The sequence below is a fragment of the Gilliamella sp. B3801 genome (genome assembly GCF_026536645.1).
Lineage (GTDB): Bacteria > Pseudomonadota > Gammaproteobacteria > Enterobacterales > Orbaceae > Gilliamella > Gilliamella apicola_I.
This window is the reverse complement of record NZ_JAFNNR010000007.1, coordinates 81,495-102,254: the sequence shown is the minus strand read 5'-3', so window position 1 is coordinate 102,254 and position 20,760 is coordinate 81,495. Positions and strand designations below refer to the sequence as shown.

20 protein-coding genes are annotated in these 20,760 nt (G+C 36.2%); 9 read left to right on the top strand and 11 right to left on the bottom strand.

Going from position 1 to position 20,760, the window contains the following annotated elements; translation table 11 throughout:
* Positions 1 to 473: 473 nt before the first annotated feature.
* From treC to treR, 3 genes are all read right to left on the bottom strand, one after another.
* Complete coding sequence (treC, locus tag J3U14_RS07935; protein WP_267349899.1) at positions 474 to 2,147, bottom strand: alpha,alpha-phosphotrehalase; 1,674 nt, start codon at positions 2,145 to 2,147, stop codon at positions 474 to 476.
* A 75-nt stretch (positions 2,148 to 2,222) separates the two neighbouring features.
* Positions 2,223 to 3,650 (bottom strand): PTS trehalose transporter subunit IIBC, encoded by a 1,428-nt coding sequence (gene treB, locus J3U14_RS07930; protein ID WP_267349901.1) that lies wholly within the window; start codon positions 3,648 to 3,650, stop codon positions 2,223 to 2,225.
* 173 nt (positions 3,651 to 3,823) lie between these two features.
* On the bottom strand, positions 3,824 to 4,792 hold the full coding sequence (gene treR / locus J3U14_RS07925) for a trehalose operon repressor TreR (RefSeq protein ID WP_267349902.1): 969 nt from the start codon (positions 4,790 to 4,792) through the stop codon (positions 3,824 to 3,826).
* 206 nt (positions 4,793 to 4,998) lie between these two features.
* Here treR and J3U14_RS07920 point away from each other — a divergent pair, with 206 nt between their 5' ends.
* Positions 4,999 to 5,547: a hypothetical protein gene (locus tag J3U14_RS07920; RefSeq protein ID WP_267349904.1), complete on the top strand. Its 549-nt coding sequence runs from the start codon at positions 4,999 to 5,001 to the stop codon at positions 5,545 to 5,547.
* Positions 5,548 to 5,695: 148 nt separating this feature from the next.
* Here the strand turns inward: J3U14_RS07920 and J3U14_RS07915 are convergent, their stop codons facing one another.
* The 3 genes from J3U14_RS07915 to J3U14_RS07905 all read right to left on the bottom strand — a co-directional run bounded on the left by J3U14_RS07915 (position 5,696) and on the right by J3U14_RS07905 (position 9,751).
* Positions 5,696 to 6,787, bottom strand: coding sequence for a 5-methylcytosine restriction system specificity protein McrC (locus J3U14_RS07915; RefSeq protein WP_267349906.1), 1,092 nt, complete (start codon positions 6,785 to 6,787; stop codon positions 5,696 to 5,698).
* Between the two features lie 5 nt (positions 6,788 to 6,792).
* The gene (locus J3U14_RS07910) at positions 6,793 to 9,204 is read right to left on the bottom strand and encodes an McrB family protein (protein ID WP_267349908.1); all 2,412 of its coding nucleotides are present in this window, start codon (positions 9,202 to 9,204) and stop codon (positions 6,793 to 6,795) included.
* Positions 9,205 to 9,415: 211 nt separating this feature from the next.
* Positions 9,416 to 9,751, bottom strand: a complete 336-nt coding sequence (locus tag J3U14_RS07905; protein ID WP_267349910.1) for a winged helix-turn-helix transcriptional regulator — start codon at positions 9,749 to 9,751, stop codon at positions 9,416 to 9,418.
* 189 nt (positions 9,752 to 9,940) lie between these two features.
* On the opposite strand from J3U14_RS07905, the gene J3U14_RS07900 reads away from it, so the two are divergent.
* Complete coding sequence (locus J3U14_RS07900; protein ID WP_267349911.1) at positions 9,941 to 10,576, top strand: NAD(P)-dependent oxidoreductase; 636 nt, start codon at positions 9,941 to 9,943, stop codon at positions 10,574 to 10,576.
* Positions 10,577 to 10,683: 107 nt separating this feature from the next.
* Here J3U14_RS07900 and flhA read toward each other — a convergent pair whose 3' ends face one another.
* From flhA to flgA, 5 genes are all read right to left on the bottom strand, one after another.
* On the bottom strand, positions 10,684 to 12,771 hold the full coding sequence (flhA, locus tag J3U14_RS07895; RefSeq protein WP_267349912.1) for a flagellar biosynthesis protein FlhA: 2,088 nt from the start codon (positions 12,769 to 12,771) through the stop codon (positions 10,684 to 10,686).
* Positions 12,772 to 12,779: 8 nt separating this feature from the next.
* Positions 12,780 to 13,919 (bottom strand): flagellar biosynthesis protein FlhB, encoded by a 1,140-nt coding sequence (gene flhB, locus J3U14_RS07890; protein WP_267349914.1) that lies wholly within the window; start codon positions 13,917 to 13,919, stop codon positions 12,780 to 12,782.
* A gap of 142 nt (positions 13,920 to 14,061) precedes the next feature.
* The gene (locus J3U14_RS07885) at positions 14,062 to 14,496 is read right to left on the bottom strand and encodes a flagella synthesis protein FlgN (RefSeq protein ID WP_065558033.1); all 435 of its coding nucleotides are present in this window, start codon (positions 14,494 to 14,496) and stop codon (positions 14,062 to 14,064) included.
* Positions 14,497 to 14,522: 26 nt separating this feature from the next.
* Complete coding sequence (gene flgM / locus J3U14_RS07880; protein ID WP_220216098.1) at positions 14,523 to 14,819, bottom strand: flagellar biosynthesis anti-sigma factor FlgM; 297 nt, start codon at positions 14,817 to 14,819, stop codon at positions 14,523 to 14,525.
* Between the two features lie 72 nt (positions 14,820 to 14,891).
* Entirely contained in the window at positions 14,892 to 15,551 is a 660-nt protein-coding gene (flgA, locus tag J3U14_RS07875) for a flagellar basal body P-ring formation chaperone FlgA (RefSeq protein ID WP_267349918.1), read from the bottom strand.
* Between the two features lie 152 nt (positions 15,552 to 15,703).
* Here flgA and flgB point away from each other — a divergent pair, with 152 nt between their 5' ends.
* Genes flgB through J3U14_RS07840 form a run of 7 tightly spaced genes read left to right on the top strand, consistent with a single transcriptional unit; the run spans position 15,704 to position 20,755 of the window.
* A complete protein-coding gene (flgB, locus tag J3U14_RS07870) occupies positions 15,704 to 16,114 on the top strand; it encodes a flagellar basal body rod protein FlgB (protein WP_267349920.1) in 411 nt (136 codons plus the stop codon).
* 5 nt (positions 16,115 to 16,119) lie between these two features.
* Entirely contained in the window at positions 16,120 to 16,524 is a 405-nt protein-coding gene (gene flgC, locus J3U14_RS07865; RefSeq protein ID WP_220216101.1) for a flagellar basal body rod protein FlgC, read from the top strand.
* A 13-nt stretch (positions 16,525 to 16,537) separates the two neighbouring features.
* Positions 16,538 to 17,257: a flagellar hook assembly protein FlgD gene (locus tag J3U14_RS07860; RefSeq protein WP_220216102.1), complete on the top strand. Its 720-nt coding sequence runs from the start codon at positions 16,538 to 16,540 to the stop codon at positions 17,255 to 17,257.
* A 16-nt stretch (positions 17,258 to 17,273) separates the two neighbouring features.
* Positions 17,274 to 18,485: a flagellar hook protein FlgE gene (gene flgE / locus J3U14_RS07855; protein ID WP_065558039.1), complete on the top strand. Its 1,212-nt coding sequence runs from the start codon at positions 17,274 to 17,276 to the stop codon at positions 18,483 to 18,485.
* Positions 18,486 to 18,499: 14 nt separating this feature from the next.
* Positions 18,500 to 19,255, top strand: coding sequence for a flagellar basal body rod protein FlgF (locus J3U14_RS07850; protein WP_267349924.1), 756 nt, complete (start codon positions 18,500 to 18,502; stop codon positions 19,253 to 19,255).
* Positions 19,256 to 19,270: 15 nt separating this feature from the next.
* A complete protein-coding gene (gene flgG, locus J3U14_RS07845) occupies positions 19,271 to 20,053 on the top strand; it encodes a flagellar basal-body rod protein FlgG (protein ID WP_267349926.1) in 783 nt (260 codons plus the stop codon).
* Positions 20,054 to 20,074: 21 nt separating this feature from the next.
* Positions 20,075 to 20,755, top strand: coding sequence for a flagellar basal body L-ring protein FlgH (locus J3U14_RS07840; RefSeq protein WP_267349928.1), 681 nt, complete (start codon positions 20,075 to 20,077; stop codon positions 20,753 to 20,755).
* Positions 20,756 to 20,760: the final 5 nt, after the last annotated feature.

Genomic DNA, 20,760 nt, shown 5'->3' with positions numbered 1-20,760 from the left:
AATATGGCTGACAGCTAAAAAAATAGCTAATTTTTAATTTTAAATCGCAAGAAGATTTAATTCTCCGAAAAGTAAACTATTACGGTAGATACTCCTGATTTATTTTTACAAAATTTATCCCAACAAATTAAAAAATATTGATATTCAACACTTATACTAATCACTATTCTAGTTGGTATAGTTGACGTTCTGATAACCCGTTTTTTATAACAGGAAAGCTAGATTTACACATAAAAAGAGTATGATTAACCCATTATTTTACATGATTTTGATTAGCTATTGATTAACTAACATAACGGAATTGATGACCCATATGGACTATCCACAACTTTCGATGAACAACTTATTATGGCGTTTCAATCAAAAAGCCAACACGAGGGTTGGCATTTTCTTACTACCCAGTTTGCCCAACATTTTTTAATTCAATAAAACAAAATTATTTAGCGTATATCTTAGTAACCTGATACAACCGTTTAACTACTTATATGCAACCAATACATAGCTTCATAAGGTTGCAACACCATTTCTGGCTTTAATACAGTTTGGTTTTCATAATTACCTAGCAATCTTTGCCAATGACGATTTTCTAACGCTTTAGGTAATTGCCATTTAATCGTATTTTCGGTCAGATTGGCTATTACAAGTAACGTTTGATTATTCCAATGTCTGACATAGCACCAGCAATTAGCAACATCAGGCGTTAGATCTTTATAGTCTCCGAAAATAAAGATCGGATAGGTTTTGCGTAATCTAATTAAAGTTTGATAGCAATAAAAAATGGAATTGGGATCGTCAAGCGCTGACTTAACATTGATTTTTGGATAATTGTTTGCCACCTCGATCCAAGGTTTACCTTGGCTAAATCCGGCATTGGCGGTGTTATCCCACTGCATTGGCGTTCGGCTATTGTCGCGTGACTTACTGGCAAGAATCGCTAACATGTCAGACTCTGACATACCTTCGGCAATTTTTTCTTGATAGATGTTAAGACTTTCCACATCTTTATATTGCGAAATATGGGTAAAATGGGGATTGGTCATCCCGATCTCTTCACCTTGATAAAGATACGGCGTGCCTTGTAGTCCATAAAGAATCATCGCCAGCATTTTGGCCGATTCGTTGTGGTATTGGTCTTCATTACCTAAACGTGACACAATGCGAGGTTGATCGTGATTACACCAGAAAATCGCATTCCACGCCTTTCCGTGCATACCCTTTTGCCAATAGCCAAGTATTTTTTTGAGTTCAAGTAAATCGGGCTTAGCCAGCGTCCATTTTTCCCCATTTGGATAATCAATTTTTAAATGATGAAAATTAAACGTCATGGTCAACTCTTTGCCATCCAATGCGGCATATTTTTGACAGTTTTCTAATGTAGTTGATGACATTTCGCCCACTGTTTTTAAACCATTAGGTTGAAAAACATCTCGGCTTAACTCTTGTAAAAATTCGTGTATTTTGGGGCCGTCTGTATAATATTTTCGTCCATCCCCTTGGATATCATCTGGAAAATCTTGCTGTTTAGAGACCAAATTAATCACATCAAGCCTTAATGCATCGACGCCTTTATCCGCCCAAAATTGACAGACATTTTTAATCTCTTGGCGAACGGTTGGATTTTCCCAATTGAGATCAGCTTGCTGTTTTGCGAACAGGTGTAAATAGTATTGTCCTGATTGCTCATGCCACTGCCAAGCGTTACCGCCAAATTTTGACCGCCAATTGTTGGGTTCTGATCCGTCAGCGTTGGCATCTTTCCAAATATAAAACGATCGAAAAGGACTGGTTTTATCTAAGGCGGATTTAAACCATGGATGCTCTGTTGACGTGTGGTTAAATACCATATCCATCATAATACGAATATCACGTTCATGCGCTTGCTTAACCAATAATTCAAAGTCTTCCATCGTGCCATAAGCCGGATCAATATCATAGTAATCCGATACATCATAACCATTATCAACTTGCGGAGAGGGATAAATTGGCGTTAACCAAATCGCACTAATGCCCAGATTTTTAAGATAATCCAATCGGCTGATAATGCCTAATAAATCCCCCGTTGAACCAGTACCACTGGCTTGAAAACTTTTGGGATAGATTTGATAAATAGTTCCATTTTGCCACCAAAGGATTTCGTTCGTATTCATTGTTTGCTCTTAATTATTCATCTGTTGTAAATTAACCGTTCCATAATAGAACGGTTAACGGTTATTAAATCGTGTTTAGCGAATATCTAACGTACCTTTTTTCAATTTTATTTTATAAACAACTGATGTTAAAACAATAGGTACGACAATTGCCACAACCATAGCTAATGCATAAATTCCCCAATAAATCAGTTTTATGGATAAAATGCCAGGTAATCCACCCACACCTATACCATTAGATAATACCCCAAACAAACCACAAATTAAGCCAGCAAAGGCCGCACCAATCATGGCACATAGCATAGGGAATTTATAACGTAAATTGATACCGTACATCGCCGGTTCAGTCACGCCCAGATAAGCTGATATGGCAGCAGGAACAGACACTTCACGTTCGTTATGTTTTTTACTGACTAAAATAATCCCCACCACCGCCGAGGCTTGAGCAATGTTTGATAACGCAATAATTGGCCAAATAGGTGTTCCCCCCATATTTTGGGTCATCTGCATATCTATGGCTAATGTCGTATGGTGAATACCGGTAATTACCAATGGTGAATATAAGAAACCAAAAATAGCTGATCCGATAAAAGCATAGTCTCCAGTCATCAAATATCTAACCCCATAGGCAATACCATTACCTAACATTCGCCCTAAAGGACCTAATAAAAAATGTGCCAGAAAAACAGCAAGCAGTAGCGATACGATCGGAACAATCACCAACGTAAGATAATCAGGTATAATTTTACGTAATCGAGTTTCGATCCACCCTAACGCTAAACCAGCAAAAATCGATGGAATCACTTGTGCTTGATACCCTACTTTTTGGATGGTGAACAACCCAAAATCCCACACTTCAGGTATTTTACTGCCAAGATCATAAGCATTCATCAATTGTGGTGAAACTAAAGTAATGCCTAATACGATACCTAAAACAGGCGAACCACCCATTTTTTTGACTGTTGACCAACAAATGGCAACCGGTAAAAAATGGAAAATCGCTTCACAAGGTAGCCAAAGTATATTGTAAATAGGCGCTAACCAATGATAAGTTGCAATTAATGGCTTATCATCAATGGTGGGCATATCTCCAATAATGTTGCGTAACCCCAATAATAAACCGCCTGCAATTAAAGCTGGAAGCAAGGGTACAAAAATTTCTGCTAAGTTCGAAATTAGTCTTTCAAAAAAAGACATATTTTGTTTCGCAGCAGCTTTAGTTTGCTCCTTAGTTGATTCATCAAGATTTAAATGCTGAGTTAAAGCTTTATAATAACGATCCACATTGGTACCAATAATGACTTGAAATTGCCCAGCATTATTAAAACAACCTTTTACAAAAGGTAATTCCTCTATGGCTTTTATATCGGCTAATTTGGGATCAGACAGTGCAAATCTTAATCGAGTTAAACAGTGGGTAACACTCGCAATATTTTCTTTTCCACCCACACAATCAATTAATGCGGTTATCGATTCTGAGGCGATATTAGGATCTTTAGCCATCTCCAAGTCTCCCTATCATAAATATTTAGCCGAATTAGCTATTAATACATTGGCTATGTTTAAATTAGGATTCAGCATAGATTGAAAAAGACAAACAATAAATGGGAACGTTCCCTATTTGTGATAGATCTCACATAATTACTAAAAAATATAATACTGTTAGATTGTTATTGCTATTGATTAACAGCCAGTTGGCAAGGGATCGTCACCGTTTTAAGTTCCACCCCATTGGTTAACATTCGGAGTAATTCATGAGCGGTATAAGTTCCAGCTTTATCAAAACCTAACTCCACAGATAACGTTTGTGGAAAAAGAAAACGGAGCAATTCACTCTGCCCGATACTCGCAACAATGATATTTTTATATTGCTTTTCATGAAGATATTTATGTAAGCCTAACGCAAGCGTTTCAGTCGCACAAACAATGGCAGAAGGTGATGATTTAATGACTGTTTGAGCAAGATGATAGCCAGATAGATAACTTAATTTTCCTAAACAAGCATTAGGCGTTATTTGATGAAGCTGACAAAAATCCAGATAAGCTTGATAACGTAGCGCACCGGTAGTTTGATCTTGCTGTTCAATACCAATATAAGCAATATTACGCTGTTTTTGCTGATGATATAAATGCTCAAGTAACCGAGTTACTGCACCAATATCATCATAACAAACACACATATGATTAGGGAATGAACGAGCAATAACCACACTCTTATTTTGCCAGAAAGACAATACTCCCTTATCTAATCCTGTAAAGGCAAAAACCACGACACCGTCAGCCTGCTTATCTTTCAACATGGCTAAATGTTCTTCAACCTTTTCAACATTAAATTGGCTTTCCATAATAATCGGGTCATAGCCATGTTGATAAAATATTGGCAGCATGCTACTGACAGCTTGATTTTCAGACATCGAGTCGAGACGAGTGACAATAATACCAATCACTTTATTACCATAACCTCGCATTGCTCTTGCAGATTTAGACGGCGTAAATTGATATTGTTCAATAATAGCATTGACTTTATTACGTGTTTCTTCTTTCACCATTGGGTCATGGTTAATTACTCTTGAAACCGTTGATTTGCTTACTCCACTAAGTTTGGCAATATCCTTAATGGTTAAGTGGCTCGATGACTTGCTCATAATAATTTTGCTGAATAAAGATCAATAAAATTATAGTAATATAGTTTCAACAAAATTGCGATATGGTAGCTGCTTGGATGCTATTAAAAACCATGAAATATTGATATACCTGATTTGATGTCTAATGGTAGAATCAGATTAAAATTTAACAGGTCATTAGTAGTACTGTTTAACTCAATATCTCACTTTACGACAAGCTATTAAACATGAAAAAATTATATTTACTGTTAGGTTATATCTTATTTTTTGTCAGTTTATCCGGACACGCATCAAGTGATGTCACAAAAATAGCTACCGTTACAGAACAATTTAAAACTGCTCTATTATGTCAATCAAAGCCTTTTTCCATCGAAGATAAAAAAATCATTACTGAACTTGAAAAACAAAAAATTACCATAAAAAACAAACAACAAGATAATATCACTGGAATCGAATACCATTTTAAGCAACCTATCAAAATCAAGAATGTATGGGTTAATATGATTCGTTATGAAAGCGATAATTTCGTCACATCTTTTTATGCTAAAGCCAAAGGTGATATGCACAAGTTCGCTAAATTGATTGGTGCTAACGCTATATTGCGTAGCTGTGAAGAACCCATTCCTTTGAATGATACAGACATATACCGTAAAGATATTACCCCTATTACGGACAATAAACTTTACCCTGATACCATAATTATTGGTCAGGATAAAGACTCAAAGCCGAATGAATTTTATGTTATTTGTTCTAAAGTTGAGGCTAATGAACCATAATTCTTTGCTTAATCAATATTATCCTATTAATTTATTTATCTTATGTATGGGTAATGTGTGAATTCCATATTAGGTGGTACTTGGTTATAAACTTTTCGAGTGAATGCATCAATGCATTTTAATAGTGTCTAATCTTGATGTAAATTGCTTATGTACTTTGAGCCAATAAAGACAGCAAACACTCTCTAATTCTCATGTTTGCTTGACTTAAATCAATCGTACAAAAAAATAGCTGATGATTTTGAATGGTGGTATTTTCATTAATCGATTGATTTGTTGTTGGATATAAAAGCATACCTGATGCAGAATAGGATAATCGGTCATCACTTCTTTCTTGACTTCTTACATAAGCATAAAGTTGGTACAAATGATCTGTCTTAAAAGAAAAACTGTTATGATTAAAAATTGAGGTACATTTAGTATCCACAATTAAGCGAGAATTTGTTTTGTTATTTTCTATAATTAAATCGGTAATCATTTCTGGCATAAACTGTCCAATGTTGTCCGTCGATTGGGTACATTGCCATTTAAACCTTTTTCCCGACTCGATTTGCCATTCATTTGGATTGAGATTAACCCGATAAAAACCAATTACCGCTTTCTCAAATAATGCTCTTAACCACTGATCAGTTTTCTCCAACGTATTAAGTGTTTCTTTACCGAATAATTCTGTTGGAATAGACAAACTATGAACCAATTTAGCCACCGAAACTAATAGATTATCATGAGGATTTGATCGATTGAACTGATCGATAACAGGGTTGTAATAGTTAGATTTACCGATTTTTAACTCTTTAAAACGATTGGTTATTTGTTTACATTGCTTAATCAATTCATCATTATTTAATTGCCTTAACAGAACATGAGCAGCATCATGAATATATTGATTTTTTGGTGTATTATTTGTTAATCCATCATATCGACAATGGATTTTACCTTTTTCAAGTAATAATTTACGTGTGGTAGTTAAATAATCAATTTTTCCTCTAACACGTGTTAAAACCTGCTTTTCAGGTTGATAACTGTTAGATAATGAATAACGCAATCCTTTGTGCACTGCCTTGCAATAAATTTCAGCAGTCAGCTCAACAATTTTTTCAGGATTTTCTTCAAAATTTATTCGCTGGTGTTCATCAAGCTCTTTATAATAATCTGATGCATACAATAAAAGTAACCATATGTTTCTAATAGGTATTTTATTTAATGTGGTATTTTGTTTTGCTGTCGATTCAGTATTCATTGAAATTATTTATATGCAATCGTAATAAGTTTCATTGCTTTGTTAAGTTTATCTTTTTCATCAAACCAATACTCTTCCAATAATGGTTTAACTTCTGTATCAATAATATTTTGATACCACACTAAACCTTCACTTTTCGGTATAGCTCTATGATGAGTTAAATAACTATGACCAATAGCAAAAGCACTTCCTAACATTCTATCTTGAGCAATGAATTCATTTAATTCATTCATTCTTTCTTTTATTTCTTCTAAAAGCTTACTATTGAGCCCTGTTTTTTTAATCATATAGCTTAACCATTTTTCTGAAAAATTAGGATCTAAAGTAAAAAACGCAAAACGTCGACGTAGTGCAAAATCGACTAATGCTAAAGAACGATCCGCTATATTCATCGTACCAATGACATATAAGTTATCGGGAATATATATTCCATTTTCTTGTTCACGGCGATAGGTCAATTCTAATGCTTCACTCGGTGTTCGCTTATCAGCTTCAAGCAGTGTTAGCATTTCACCAAAAATCTGTGCGGGATTACCTCGATTAATCTCTTCAATAACCATAACATATTTAGATTGAGGATCATTTCTGGCTTGATGAATTATCTCCAAAAAAGGACCATCGATCAGCGCTAACTTACCATCACTAGCGGGACGAAAACCACGAATAAAATCTTCATAAGATAGATTAGGATGAAATTGAATTGCTCGAATATTATTTGAATCTTTATAGCCAATTACAATATTAGCCAATCTTTTAGCTAACCAAGTTTTACCCGTACCAGGGGGACCTTGTAAAATGATATTCTTTCTCATTTTTAAGCTTGCTAACATCTGTTGTAATTGTTGTTCATCGACAAAACAACTTTCTTGAATTAAACTTTCTAATGTATAAGGTTGTTTAACTAATAATTGTTCAACGATATCATCATCACTTTCAATAATTTCTTCATTTTGCTCATCAATATTATCACTGCGTAATCGATATTTTCCATTTCCCAAAAATTGCAAGAAATCCTTATCTCTTAATCTTTGCAATGTATTGCTGACCGATTCTCCTATTACACTATTATTAGGAAATTCTTCTTCAAGCTGTTCTCGATATTTATTAAGAAACTCTTTACGTTGAAAAACATCAGTTCCATTCTTTTGACAAAGCTCCTTAATCAGTTGTAATAATTTAAATTGCCATTGATTATTTGATATTAAACTTTCATTATGTGATATGCTACTTTGATATTTACGTAATGCGGTTAAATAAAGCTCTGGAAAAGAGTGAATAGGAAAGTAATCTTCGTTAAATCTCACAGCTAAATTATCAAGTAACTTAAGATAATCATTACCGTTAAAATGTCCTTTGGATAATCGCTTATCTTTTATCAAACCCAATTCATCTGTAAGATAAACTTTTGAAACCTTATCCAATACGACATAAGCATGAGGGCGAATCCAAAATAAACCATTGGTTAATTGCCATGAGCAATAAGGTTGTGACATGACTAAGTCAAATTTTTGTTCAAACTCATCTTGATAGTTTTCATCAGCATTAGAAAATTTCAGTGCAGTAGCATAAAATTCCCACAAATTATCAATCTCTTGTTGTTGATTTTCGGAGTTGGTAAAAAACCAAGAAGCTTGATTATTGAGTAATGGTATTCCTTCAAAGGAATTGGGTATCGATTCATTTAGATTAAGAAATTCCGCCCACTTTTTTGCTATTTGTTTTCGTGTGATTTCTTTGATATTTCGGTTAAAAGTACCTAGCGCTGTAAACGGACAAATATCATGTATATTTTTATTAAGTAAATAAGAGAGATTAAATTCTATTGCAAGTTCATTTATAAAAACCATTAATTCAGAACGCTTCTCTTTATTTTGATAAATTAATAAATTATCAGCAACTGCTTCATAAAATGGTATCCATTTAAATAATTGTGTACGAAAATTAGTATCGTTATCTCCATAACGAGATCGCCAATAAGGCGCATTACGAAAATAGTCAATATCCTGTGGTTTATTATAGAAAGTAAAGTTGATTAATTGTTTTGATAACCATTCATCATCTTTAACACTCCAAATAGTGGCTATATTGGTAAAAAAATACCATTTTTTATTCAAATTCTTTTTTTGCCACTTAACTTCTAATAACTTTCCATCACCATAATTTTTTGTCACAATACCGGTCGCTTTAATCTCCATGACTGAAACAGCTTGACCTTTATTATCAAATGGTAAATTATTTTTTAAGTTATAGGTTGACTTGATTGCAACACGATCTCCAACACTAATACCACGTACAGTATTTAAATATTTATTATCGTAACCATTTTCCCAAATACCTAATTTGACAAAACGTTCTGTTTGGTCTTCACTACCATTAAATTTAGCGCTTAAAAACCAATATGTTTTTATTGCTTCCAATGTTTTTCCTTTCAAAAGTAGATAATCTATTGTAAAGATAAATTTTTGTAACGAAGTTTAACTTAAAATAAGATAAAAAAGTGAACAAATCTAATTAAATATGTGATACAGGTCAAATTTTCAAAAAAATCTTAAATAACTATTAATATCATTAACAAAACGATCATTAAATATAATTGGCAAAAAATAGCTTTTTATTCATGTTAAAAACCTATTTCTTAACACATTGCCTTAATTTATAAGCACTTCCCCACTCTAACATAGCATCATGAACCTGTTTTAAACTTTGCCCGACTTCGGTTAAAGTATATTCCACTTTAGGAGGTACTTGGGCATAGACTTTGCGATGAATTAATCCGTTTTTTTCCATTGCACGTAGGTGCTGGGTTAAGACTTTTTGCGATATTCCGTCTAAGGATTTTTTTAATTCGCCAAAGCGTTTAGTGCCCGTTAATAAATCACGAACAATTAAAACTTTCCATTTATCGCCCATTAGCATAAGCGTAGTTTCGACGGGACAAGGGGGTAAATTTTCATTGAGAGACATAATAAAAATCCTTTAAATTCAATTATAGTATTAATTTGGTAACTATATTACTGTTTAGTACCTACTTTACAATAGATACTTTGAATATTAATCTAAAAATATTCATTACTTAACGATTTTTGTTTACAGAACCTAAAACCAGAATCCAACAATATTATTAAATTAATAAAGAATAAAGGAGTCAAAAAGATGAAAATAGCTGTTATTGGTGCAAGTGGTAAATCAGGCAGTCTGATAGTTAAAGAAGCAATTGCGCGTGGGCATGACGTGACAGCGATTGTTCGTCATCAAAATGCGCATGTCGATCCCAAGGCGAAAGTTTTAGTGAAAGATTTGTTTGATCTGACTTATGAAGATTTGAAACCTTTTGATGTGATTGTCGATGCATTTGCGACATGGAGCCTTGAATCACTGCCTCAACATCAAACAAGTTTAAAACATTTAACTGATATTTTAAGCGGTAAACCTAACCGTTTATTAGTTGTTGGTGGTGCAGGTAGTTTATATGTCAATCCTGAACATACTATTCGTTTAGTTGATACACCCGAGTTTCCAGAAGAATTCAAACCACTAGCTAATAATATGGCTAAAGCACTTGATGAATTAAAAAAATGTCAGGATGTGAACTGGACTTACATAAGCCCAGCTATTGAGTTTATTGCCGATGGCGCAAGAACAGGTCACTACAAAGCAGGCGGTGAACAGGTTTTATTCAATACTCAAGGAAAAAGCCAAATTAGCTATGCTGATTATGCCATTGCCATGGTTGATGAAGCAGAAAATGCCAAACACATTAAACAACGTTTTACGGTTGTGACAGAATAAGATAAAAATCTATTTTATATAGTGAACAGCTGATGCCTGTTCACTATTTCATAGCGCTTTTTATTGCTGAACTATCAATTTAAGTTTTATTAATCAAATTTCTGGTACTATTCTGTACCAATTTGACAAGTCATTTTAATTTCTCGATTATCCGTGATTTCTAAGTTTGACAACACCACTAGCTGTGGAAAATGGGGCCTTAAAAATTGTGATAGCATCGGTCTTAATGTGTGGTTAACCAAGAGTACAGGCGGTGCACCAATGGCATCTTGCTGATTTAAAGCTTGCTTCACTTGTTGAATTATATGATCCGCTAATCCTGGTTCAACATTACTGGTATTTTGGAGTGCTTGTAGCAACAACCGCTCCAAATTCACATTTAAACCAATGACATTAATTGCCCCATTCCCCGGAAACCATTGTTGTGTTATCACTCTTCCTAAAGCTATTCGCACTAAGCTAAGCAATTGATAAGCATCGTTTTGATTCGGTGCATGTTCGCTTATGGTTTCGATAATTGTGCGCATATCACGTATTGACACTTTTTCGGCGATTAAATTTTGGAGTATTTTATGAAACGTCGTTAACGTAATGACGCCTGGTATAAAGTCCTCCACCAATTTAGGAATATCTTGTTTAACATGATCCAATAACTCTTGTGTTTCCACTCGTCCTAATAAATCACTGGCGAACTGTTGTAATAGGTGATTAAAATGGGTCGCAATCATGGTGCTGGTATCAACAACAGTATAACCTAAGATTTGAGCATTTTCTTTATTACTTGCGTCTATCCATACCGCAGGCAAACCAAACGCAGGCTCGGTAGTGGCTATTCCGTCAATGGTTTCTGCCACATTCCCCGGATTAATCGCTAACCATTTGTTATTAACAATTTCACCTTTTCCTATTTCCCCGCCTTTAATAAATAATTTATATTGATAAGGCGCGAGCGATAAATTATCTCGGATATGAACTTGAGGTGGCAAAAAACCAAACGTTTGAGCAAACTTTTTCCGTAAACTGCGTATCCGACCCAATAATTCACCATTCTGAGTCTGATCTACCATAGGGATTAATCCATACCCCACTTCCATTGCTAAAATATCCTCAATACTGACGTCCGACCAAGATGCTTCAATATTACTAGGTGTCGTTGCTTGCGTATCAACTTGCTTAGTGCTGGCAGTCGTATCATTTTTCTTCTGCTTATTAAGCCACCAGGACAACACAACTAATATCGCAGTAAACAGTAAAAACACTAGATTTGGCATACCCGGAATCAAACCCAATAATCCAATGACTACCGCAGTCAAGATTAATACTTGTGGATTTTTAAACAACTGGTTTAGCATCTGTTCACTGATGTTTTCTTGTGATGTCACTCTTGTCACGATCACGCCAGCAGCCGTTGAAATAATTAAAGAAGGGATTTGAGCAACCAGACCATCACCAATAGTTAATAATACATACGTCTGACTCGCATCCGCTAGTGCCATACCATGTTGTACAACCCCTACTAACAGCCCACCGATAATGGTAATTGCCATTATCAATAAGCCAGCAATCGCATCCCCCCGAACAAATTTACTTGCTCCGTCCATTGAACCATAAAAATCGGCTTCTTGGGTGACTTCGGCTCGGCGTGCTTTGGCTTCGTCTTCACCAATCAATCCAGCATTTAGATCCGCATCAATTGCCATTTGCTTACCGGGCATACCATCTAATGCAAAACGAGCACCGACTTCGGCTATTCGCCCAGCCCCTTTGGTAATAACCATAAAATTAATAATCACCAAAATGATAAAGACCACAATACCTATCGCAAAATTGCCACCTACCAGAAAATGACCAAAGGCTTCAATCACCCGACCTGCGGCATGACTGCCAGTATGACCTTTTAACAGAACAACCCGCGTTGAGGCAACATTCAATGATAAACGTAATAAAGTCGCAAACAATAACACGGTTGGGAAAGCAGCAAAATCAAGTACACGCTTAGTAAACAATGCCACAATCAAAATAATAATTGATAACGCAATATTGAAGGTAAAAAACAGGTCTAAAATAAACGCAGGTAACGGTAATACCATCATTGAAAGAATCAATAAAATTAGCAGTGGACCTGCTAAAATTTGATAATGCCCTTTTTTAAGCCCATTGGTTGATAAAAACGAAACTATTTTATTTTTAATCATGTAATTAATTACCGCCTTGGTTGATTTTCTGCTAATGACTCAGGTACCGGCAAATTGTTAGGTGTAATCGGTTTATCACCGCCAAATTTATGCCACCGTTTTAATTGATAAACCCAAGCAAGAATTTGCGCAACAGCTGTATATAATTCGGTTGGAATGGTCTCGCCAATTTCACCATAACGATATAAAGCCCTAGCCAGTGGTGGCGCTTCTAATTGTGGAATATGATGTTGATTGCCGATCTCCCTAATTCGTAAAGCGATTTGATCGGTTCCTTTTGCCAATACTTTAGGGGCTATCATGGTTTTTTCATCATAATGTAAAGCAACCGCATAATGAGTCGGGTTGGTTACAATGACATTTGCTTTAGCGACATCTTTCATCATGCGACGCCTTGCCATGGCTTGCTGCATCTGCCGAATACGGCCTTTTATTTGAGGATTCCCCTCTTGCTCTTTAAACTCATCTTTAATTTCCTGTTTTGACATCATCAATTTTTTTAAATTACTCCAAATCTGATAAAAGATATCAAAACCGACCATCGGAATAAGTGATAACACCATGAATAATCCACAAATCAAAATAAGATCTATCGCTTTTGTTAATGCGCTATTTAGATACATTTTTGGAAGAGAAAGCAGATTTGGAAACAAGTCGAATAATAACAATGAAGCAGCTAAGGTAATTAATATGACTTTTAGCATACTTTTAAATAATTCCGCTAAAATTCGGCGACTAAACATCCGCCCAAAACCAGAAATCGGATTCAACTTTTTAAAATTGGGTTTAATTGATTGCCAACTAAATAACAAGCCACCCACACAAAGCGGTGCCACAATAGCAAAGATAGCCAAGGCAAAAAACAGAGGAACAATAGCCCAAAAACCTGCGGTCATTAACTCAATCAAATTGGTCAGAATACGAGATTCATCATTTACACGAAAAGAGACCTGCATCGCAGTTTTTATTATGATGATTAACTTCTGGACTAATGCAGAACCCATTAACCAAAAAAGCATAATGCCCACCAACAAAATAATGACGGAAGTCAATTCTCGTGAACGGGGTATCTGTCCCTTCTCTTTAGCTTTTTTTAGTTTGCTATCGGTGGGGCGTTCGCTTTTATCTACATCACTTTCATTAGCCATGATAGGGGTTAATAGTATCTAACTGTCTAAATAGAAATAAAATAGTCACAGTATGTACTTAACACACTAAAGTTATTGGCTTGATTAAACGACAAATTAAGGTGTATTTAACGCGTTTACACTGAACACACCGCAATAATCATTAAACTTTTGCTCGTTTTGATGAGATTGTTTCGGTTTGTTGATAACCATTATTGGTATAAACAACCGGATTATGAATACTTTTTAAATGATCGATAGTTTGCTGAGTACGATGCATACGATTTTGAATAATCAAACCATTATCACGATTGATATTCGCTAATAACCGCGTAGTGGTTGTAATGGATTGCCATTGCTCTGCCAGTTCTGGATTTTCACTATAAGGGGAAGATAGATTGAGTTGTTTACTAGTATTAATTCGTTTTTCATCTAATAATTTTAATTCAATAAGTAATTGACTCTTTTTATTGATGATTTCATTGAGTTGATTGATAGAACTGTTTTCAATAAGCACTTGTTGCTCGGTCTGCAAAATGTCTGAAAGTGTTTGTAACATGACGGTTATTTTATTTAAGATGTCATTTAATTCTAACATTTTTATTTCCTTTCAAACTTTACTAACTATTCAATATTTTCAATCATCTGTTTGATAAGTTCATCAGCTATTTTTGTGGTGTTTATCACTAATTTACCTTCAGTAATAGCCTGTTTTATGTTATCAACTTTTTCCATGTCAATGTCATTATGCGTAGACTGTAAAAGCGATAAGGTATTTTGACTTAATGTCACATTAGCACTGCTGGTCAGGCTATTTTCTGTCTGCTGAGATGATCGTGGGCTTTTTTGTTGCTCATTGATAACATCACGATTAAGTAATCCTGCTATTGTCGTTACCGATTTAGTCGCTTCTATACTCATAAAATACCTTTGATCAAAAATTTAATGATTTGTTTAGTCTAATTATCGGCAAAAATAAAAAAATCATTAATTTTATTTATCGAAAATTGTCACACCTTCTTGCGTAACAATACCTTCAACAATATTGCCAGAATTAAGCTTTACACTTATATGATCATCTAAGGCGCCATTATTAAGAGATTTACCTTTTGTTGCAATCACATACCCCTCTCCATTAATCAAGACTTTCACCATTTGACCGGCCTTGATGTGCCAATTTTGTTGCAGCATTGAAGTTCGAATTGGCTCATCAAGCTCAATGTTACGTAATGCAATATGATTAATAATGTGCTGTTTATTTAAAATTACCGAATTGGCTAGAAGATCAAGTCGTCCCAATTTTGACCGTATCAGTGCATCAGTAATGATCGTTCCTGCACTTATAGGTTTATCAGCGACAAAATAACGTCCCTCAGCACTGACTTTTATTTGCAAATACTGGGTTTTATTACCGCATTTAACGCCAATGGTCATCGTACCCCACTGTTTTTTATTATTCAGTAGTGTAATTTTGGGCTCATCACACATTAACTGCGGTTTAGGCGATATATAAGATATCGAAATATTATCGACAGGAACCGTTATATGTTTTGAAACTAAATCATTCACCGCTCTTTCAAATGAATCAGCCATCGCCATATTAGTCACCAATAACAGTGAAATAAGCTGTATTAATCTAATAACCTTAATCATATTTGTTTGTTTTAAAATTATTTGTAAGCCGATTTTACTGTATGAACAATTTATTGAATGTTGAAATAAGGACAATTTTTGTTGTTATTTATACGATGAGTTTTTTTTGATTCACATAAAATTTTAAATATCAAACAAAGTGAGACGATTTTATGCTGAATAAATTAGACACCTTTATTAATTTTCATCAACAAGCATTAAATGTACGTGAAAAAAGACAAACTATCTTAGCATCAAATATTGCTAATAGTGATACACCGAATTATCAAGCGCGTGATATTGATTTTAATGCCGAATTGAAAAAAGCACTAACTCATCAGAATAGTCGCCATCACCTACAACTTAACGTAACGTCGAATCAACATATACAGATCAATGCACCTGCTATGACAAATGTAAATATGCTTTATCGTATTCCTTATCAAGCATCAGCGGACGGTAATACGGTCGAAATGGATCAAGAACGCACAGCATTTATGGATAACAGTATCCACTATCAAAGCAATTTAACTTTTTTAGGTGAACAATTTAAAAATGTAATGTCTGTATTACAGCAAGGATAATCAATATGAGTTTTTCAATTTTTGCAATTTCTGGCTCGGCCTTAATGGCACAAACTCAGCGAATGAATGTCAGCGCCAGTAATTTAGCGAATGCTGACAGCATCACCAGCACATCAGGAAAAGCATACCAAGCAAAACAAGTTATTTTTCAGGTGGATAATAACGGTGAGCAAAATAGTATTGCTGGCGTAAAAGTCGCCCAAGTGATTGAAGACCCGTCCCCCATGAACTTAGTTTATGAGCCACATCATCCATTAGCCGATGAGAAAGGTTACATCCAAAAACCCAATGTCGATGTTGTTGCCGAAATGGTCAACACCATATCAGCATCACGCAGCTATCAAGCCAATGTCGAAGTCATTAATACCGCCAAAAGCCTAATGTTAAAAACATTGACATTAGGTCAATAGCAAGGAGTGATAGATGGGTGTAACAAATGTGTCTGTATCCGAATCGGTAGGCGTAAACGGTGTTCAAACCAAACAAAAAAGTACAACTGATGGCAATTCCAGTAAAGAATTACAAGATAACTTTTTAACGCTACTGATTGCCCAGATGAAGAATCAAGATCCAACCAATCCAATGGATAATAGCCAATTAACCTCGCAACTTGCTCAAATTAACACATTAGCGGGGATTGAAAGATTAAATACCACGCTAGGCATGGTGTCTGGGCAAATTGACGATAGTTTATCGGTCAATGCCAGCAACATGATTGGTAAAGGGGTAATGGTACCTGGCAATAAAATTTTAGTGGCGACCTCTGAGCTTGAAGGTACTGATAACGAAACCGAAACCATTACCACACCATTTGGTTTTGAGCTAATGCGTGATGCTGATTCAGTCATCATTACGATTTTAGATGAAAATGGTAATGTCGTACGTGAAGTCGATTTAGGTTCGATTCCTGCTGGAGTTAGCTCCTTCACTTGGGACGGTCAGCTAAACGATGGCACCACCGCACCCGATGGCAGTTATACCTTTTCGGTCAATGCCAGTTACGATGGGCAAAAAGTATCCTCAACGTCACTTGGCTATTCGGTTGTCTATGGTGTGATAAACAGTAAAGTTAATAATAAAGTATTACTCGATTTAGGAATACTTGGTTCAATTAGTATTGACGAAGTACGTCAAATTCTTTAAGGGAGATGAAATTCAAATGGGATTTTCTCAAGCAATTAGCGGCATGAATGCTGCATCAAAACAATTAGACGTCATTGGTAATAATATTGCCAATTCTGCAACCGTTGGCTTTAAAAGTGCGAGTATCTCATTTGCCGACATGTATGCCGGATCAAAAGTTGGTATGGGTGTGAAAGTTGCAGCCGTCATGCAAAATTTTGGTGACGGAACAACAACCGCCACTAACAATAGTTTAGATGTTGCTATTTCTGGCAATGGTTTTTTTCGCTTAGTGGATAGTAGTGGACAAATTTATTATAGCCGTAATGGTCAATTTCAATTAGATGCCGAGCGCAACATCATTTCGGCGGATGGTTTGCAACTCACAGGCTACTTAGCCACCGGCACACCGCCACAAATTGCACAAGGTGCAGCACCGGGGCCGCTTAAAATTTCGCAAGAAATGTTAAATGCTGCCGCAACAACAAAAGCATCATTACAAACTAACTTAAACTCAAATAGTACAGTACCTGAAAAACAGCCTATTAATGCACTTGATGCCGATACGTTCAACTACTCAACAACGCTGACAACTTACGATTCGCTCGGTAATCAACGTAATGTACAACTGTTTTATGTCAAAACAGCCGATAATCAATGGGATGTGCATTATCTTGACAGCAGCGACCCGAATGCAACATTACAAAAAATGGGGCAAATGGAATTTGATTCATCCGGTAAATTAATCAGTGATCCAGAAATGACCGTAAATATTAACGGTATTAATGGCTCGGCTGACAACACCTTTACACTATCACTGGCTAATAGCTCTCAACAAAATATGGGCAAAGAAGTGGGCAGTATCAAAACCCCTGTCGTTGATGGTTATGCACCGGGTGACTTAGTCGGGTACAACATCAATAATGATGGATCGATTTACGGTATCTATTCTAACCAACAAACCATGTTGTTAGGTCAAATTGCGATGGCGGATTTTGCCAATGTTAACGGACTAGAGTCAGCAGGCAATAACAATTGGCGTTCAACACTTCAATCCGGCGCTGAAGTATTAGGTATCGCAAACTCAGGCACGATGGGCGCATTGACCAGCGGTGCAGTAGAATCATCCAATGTGGATATGAGTCAAGAATTAGTCAACATGATTGTTGCCCAGCGCAATTATCAATCTAATTCACAAACCATAAAAACGCAGGATCAGATACTCAACACATTGGTTAACTTGCGTTAATTAAGGAATAAATTATGGATCGCGTTATTTATACAGCCATGTCGGCAGCAAGTCAGACTCTTCATCGACAAGCAATAACCAGTAATAACCTAGCCAATGTTTCAACATCAGGCTTTCGTGCCCAATTAGCCGCAATGAAAGCGGTACCTATTGTTGGCAGCACTATGCCAACCCGAACAATGGTCACAGCAACCACCCCCACATTTGATGCCAGTATGGGGGCATTTAATTATACTGGTCGAGAATTAGATGTTGCTTTAGCCGAAGATAACTGGTTAGCGGTACAACTTGCCGATGGTAGTGAGGCTTATACCCGTAATGGTGCGATCCAAATTGATGAAGAAGGTACATTGCGTGTGCAAGGATACCCTTTAATGGGTGATGGCGGTGTACTAACTGTTCCGCAACAATCAAAAGTCAGTATCAGTTCAGACGGGACTTTATCAGCTTTAGGCGCAGGTGATAAACCGACCACCATAGCCCAAATGGGTAAAATTAAAAAAGTCCAACTTAAACCCAACGAAATAACTCGCGGTGATAATGGTTTGTTTCAATTGACTGAACAGACACGCAATGCCCGTGGCGCCGTATTACCCGATAATCCCAATGCCAAATTGATGTCGGGCGTATTGGAAGGCAGTAATGTTAATCCCGTTGTCGCAATGGTTGATTTAATCAGCCATTCTCGCCATTTTGAAATGCAAATGAAAGGGATCACAACCGCTGACGAAAATGCTCAAAAAGCGAATCAAATATTATCACTGACTTAATTAGGAGTATCACCAATGATTAAATCACTCTGGATTGCCAAAACCGGTTTAACCGCACAACAAATGAATATGGATATTATTTCCAACAATCTAGCCAATGTCAGTACCAGTGGTTTTAAACGGCAAAGAGCAGTATTTGAAGATCTGCTATATCAAACTGTTCGCCAACCGGGCGCACAATCTTCAGAACAAACTACCTTACCGTCAGGCTTACAAATTGGCACAGGGGTAAGACCGGTTGCCACCGAACGAATTCACAGCCAAGGTAATTTAGAATTAACCGACAACAGCAGTGATATTGCTATTAATGGACAAGGCTTTTTCCAAGTGCTATTACCAGACGGAACCCAAGCTTATACCCGTAGTGGCGCATTTCAAGTTAACCAAAATGGACAACTCGTCACCGCCAACGGGTATGAAATTCAACCAACCATTAATATTCCCGCAAATGCAATTAAAATGACGGTCGCGCGTGATGGTATTGTCAATGTCACCCTTGCCAACCAATCCTCGCAAGTGCAAGTAGGTCAACTGACATTACACACCTTTATTAATGATGCAGGACTTGAAAGCATGGGGGAAAATCTTTACTTAGAAACCGAAAGTTCTGGTTCGCCGACTGAAAACACCCCGGGGCTAAATGGTGCAGGATTGCTATACCAAGGTTATACCGAAACATCGAATGTCAATGTTGCCGAAGAGCTGGTAAATATGATTCAAGTACAACGTGCTTATGAAATTAACAGTAAAGCGATTTCGGCATCCGATCAGATGCTACAACGATTAAATCAGTTATAAATTAATACCATGATAAACGTGATGAAATCCCTGTATATCGTGATCGCTGCGCTGTGCTTAGTGAATTGCGCACAGTTACCGAAAAAACCATTAGTCAAAGGTGAAACGAGTATCGTTCCGCAAATGCCAGAAATTGTTAACACCAGCGGGTCTATCTATCAAGCAGCACAACCAAGTAATTTTGGTTACCAACCCATGTTTGAAGATCGCCGTCCACGCAATATTGGTGATGTGCTAACCATAGTATTACAAGAAAACGTCAGTGCTAGCAAAAGCTCATCAATCAATGCCGGACGTAACAGTTCACTGAATTTAGGGGTAAAAGCTGTGCCCACTTTTTTAGATGGACTGGTTGGACGTGGAAAAGTCGAAACAGACATGTCTGGTGGTAATGATTTTAAAGGATCTGGAGGAGCAAACGCTAAAAATACCTTTAGCGGTACTATTACTGTCACCGTACAAGATGTCATGATAAACGGCAATTTAAAAGTCATTGGTGAAAAACAAATTGCGATAAATCAAGGAACGGAATTTATACGATTTTCAGGTGTAGTTAACCCTCGAACAATTAGCGGCAATAATACCGTTATCTCAACACAAGTAGCCGATGCCCGTATTGAATATGTCGGAAATGGTTACATCGATGAAGCACAAACTATGGGTTGGCTACAGCGTTTATTTCTCAATCTTTCACCGTTTTAACGAGT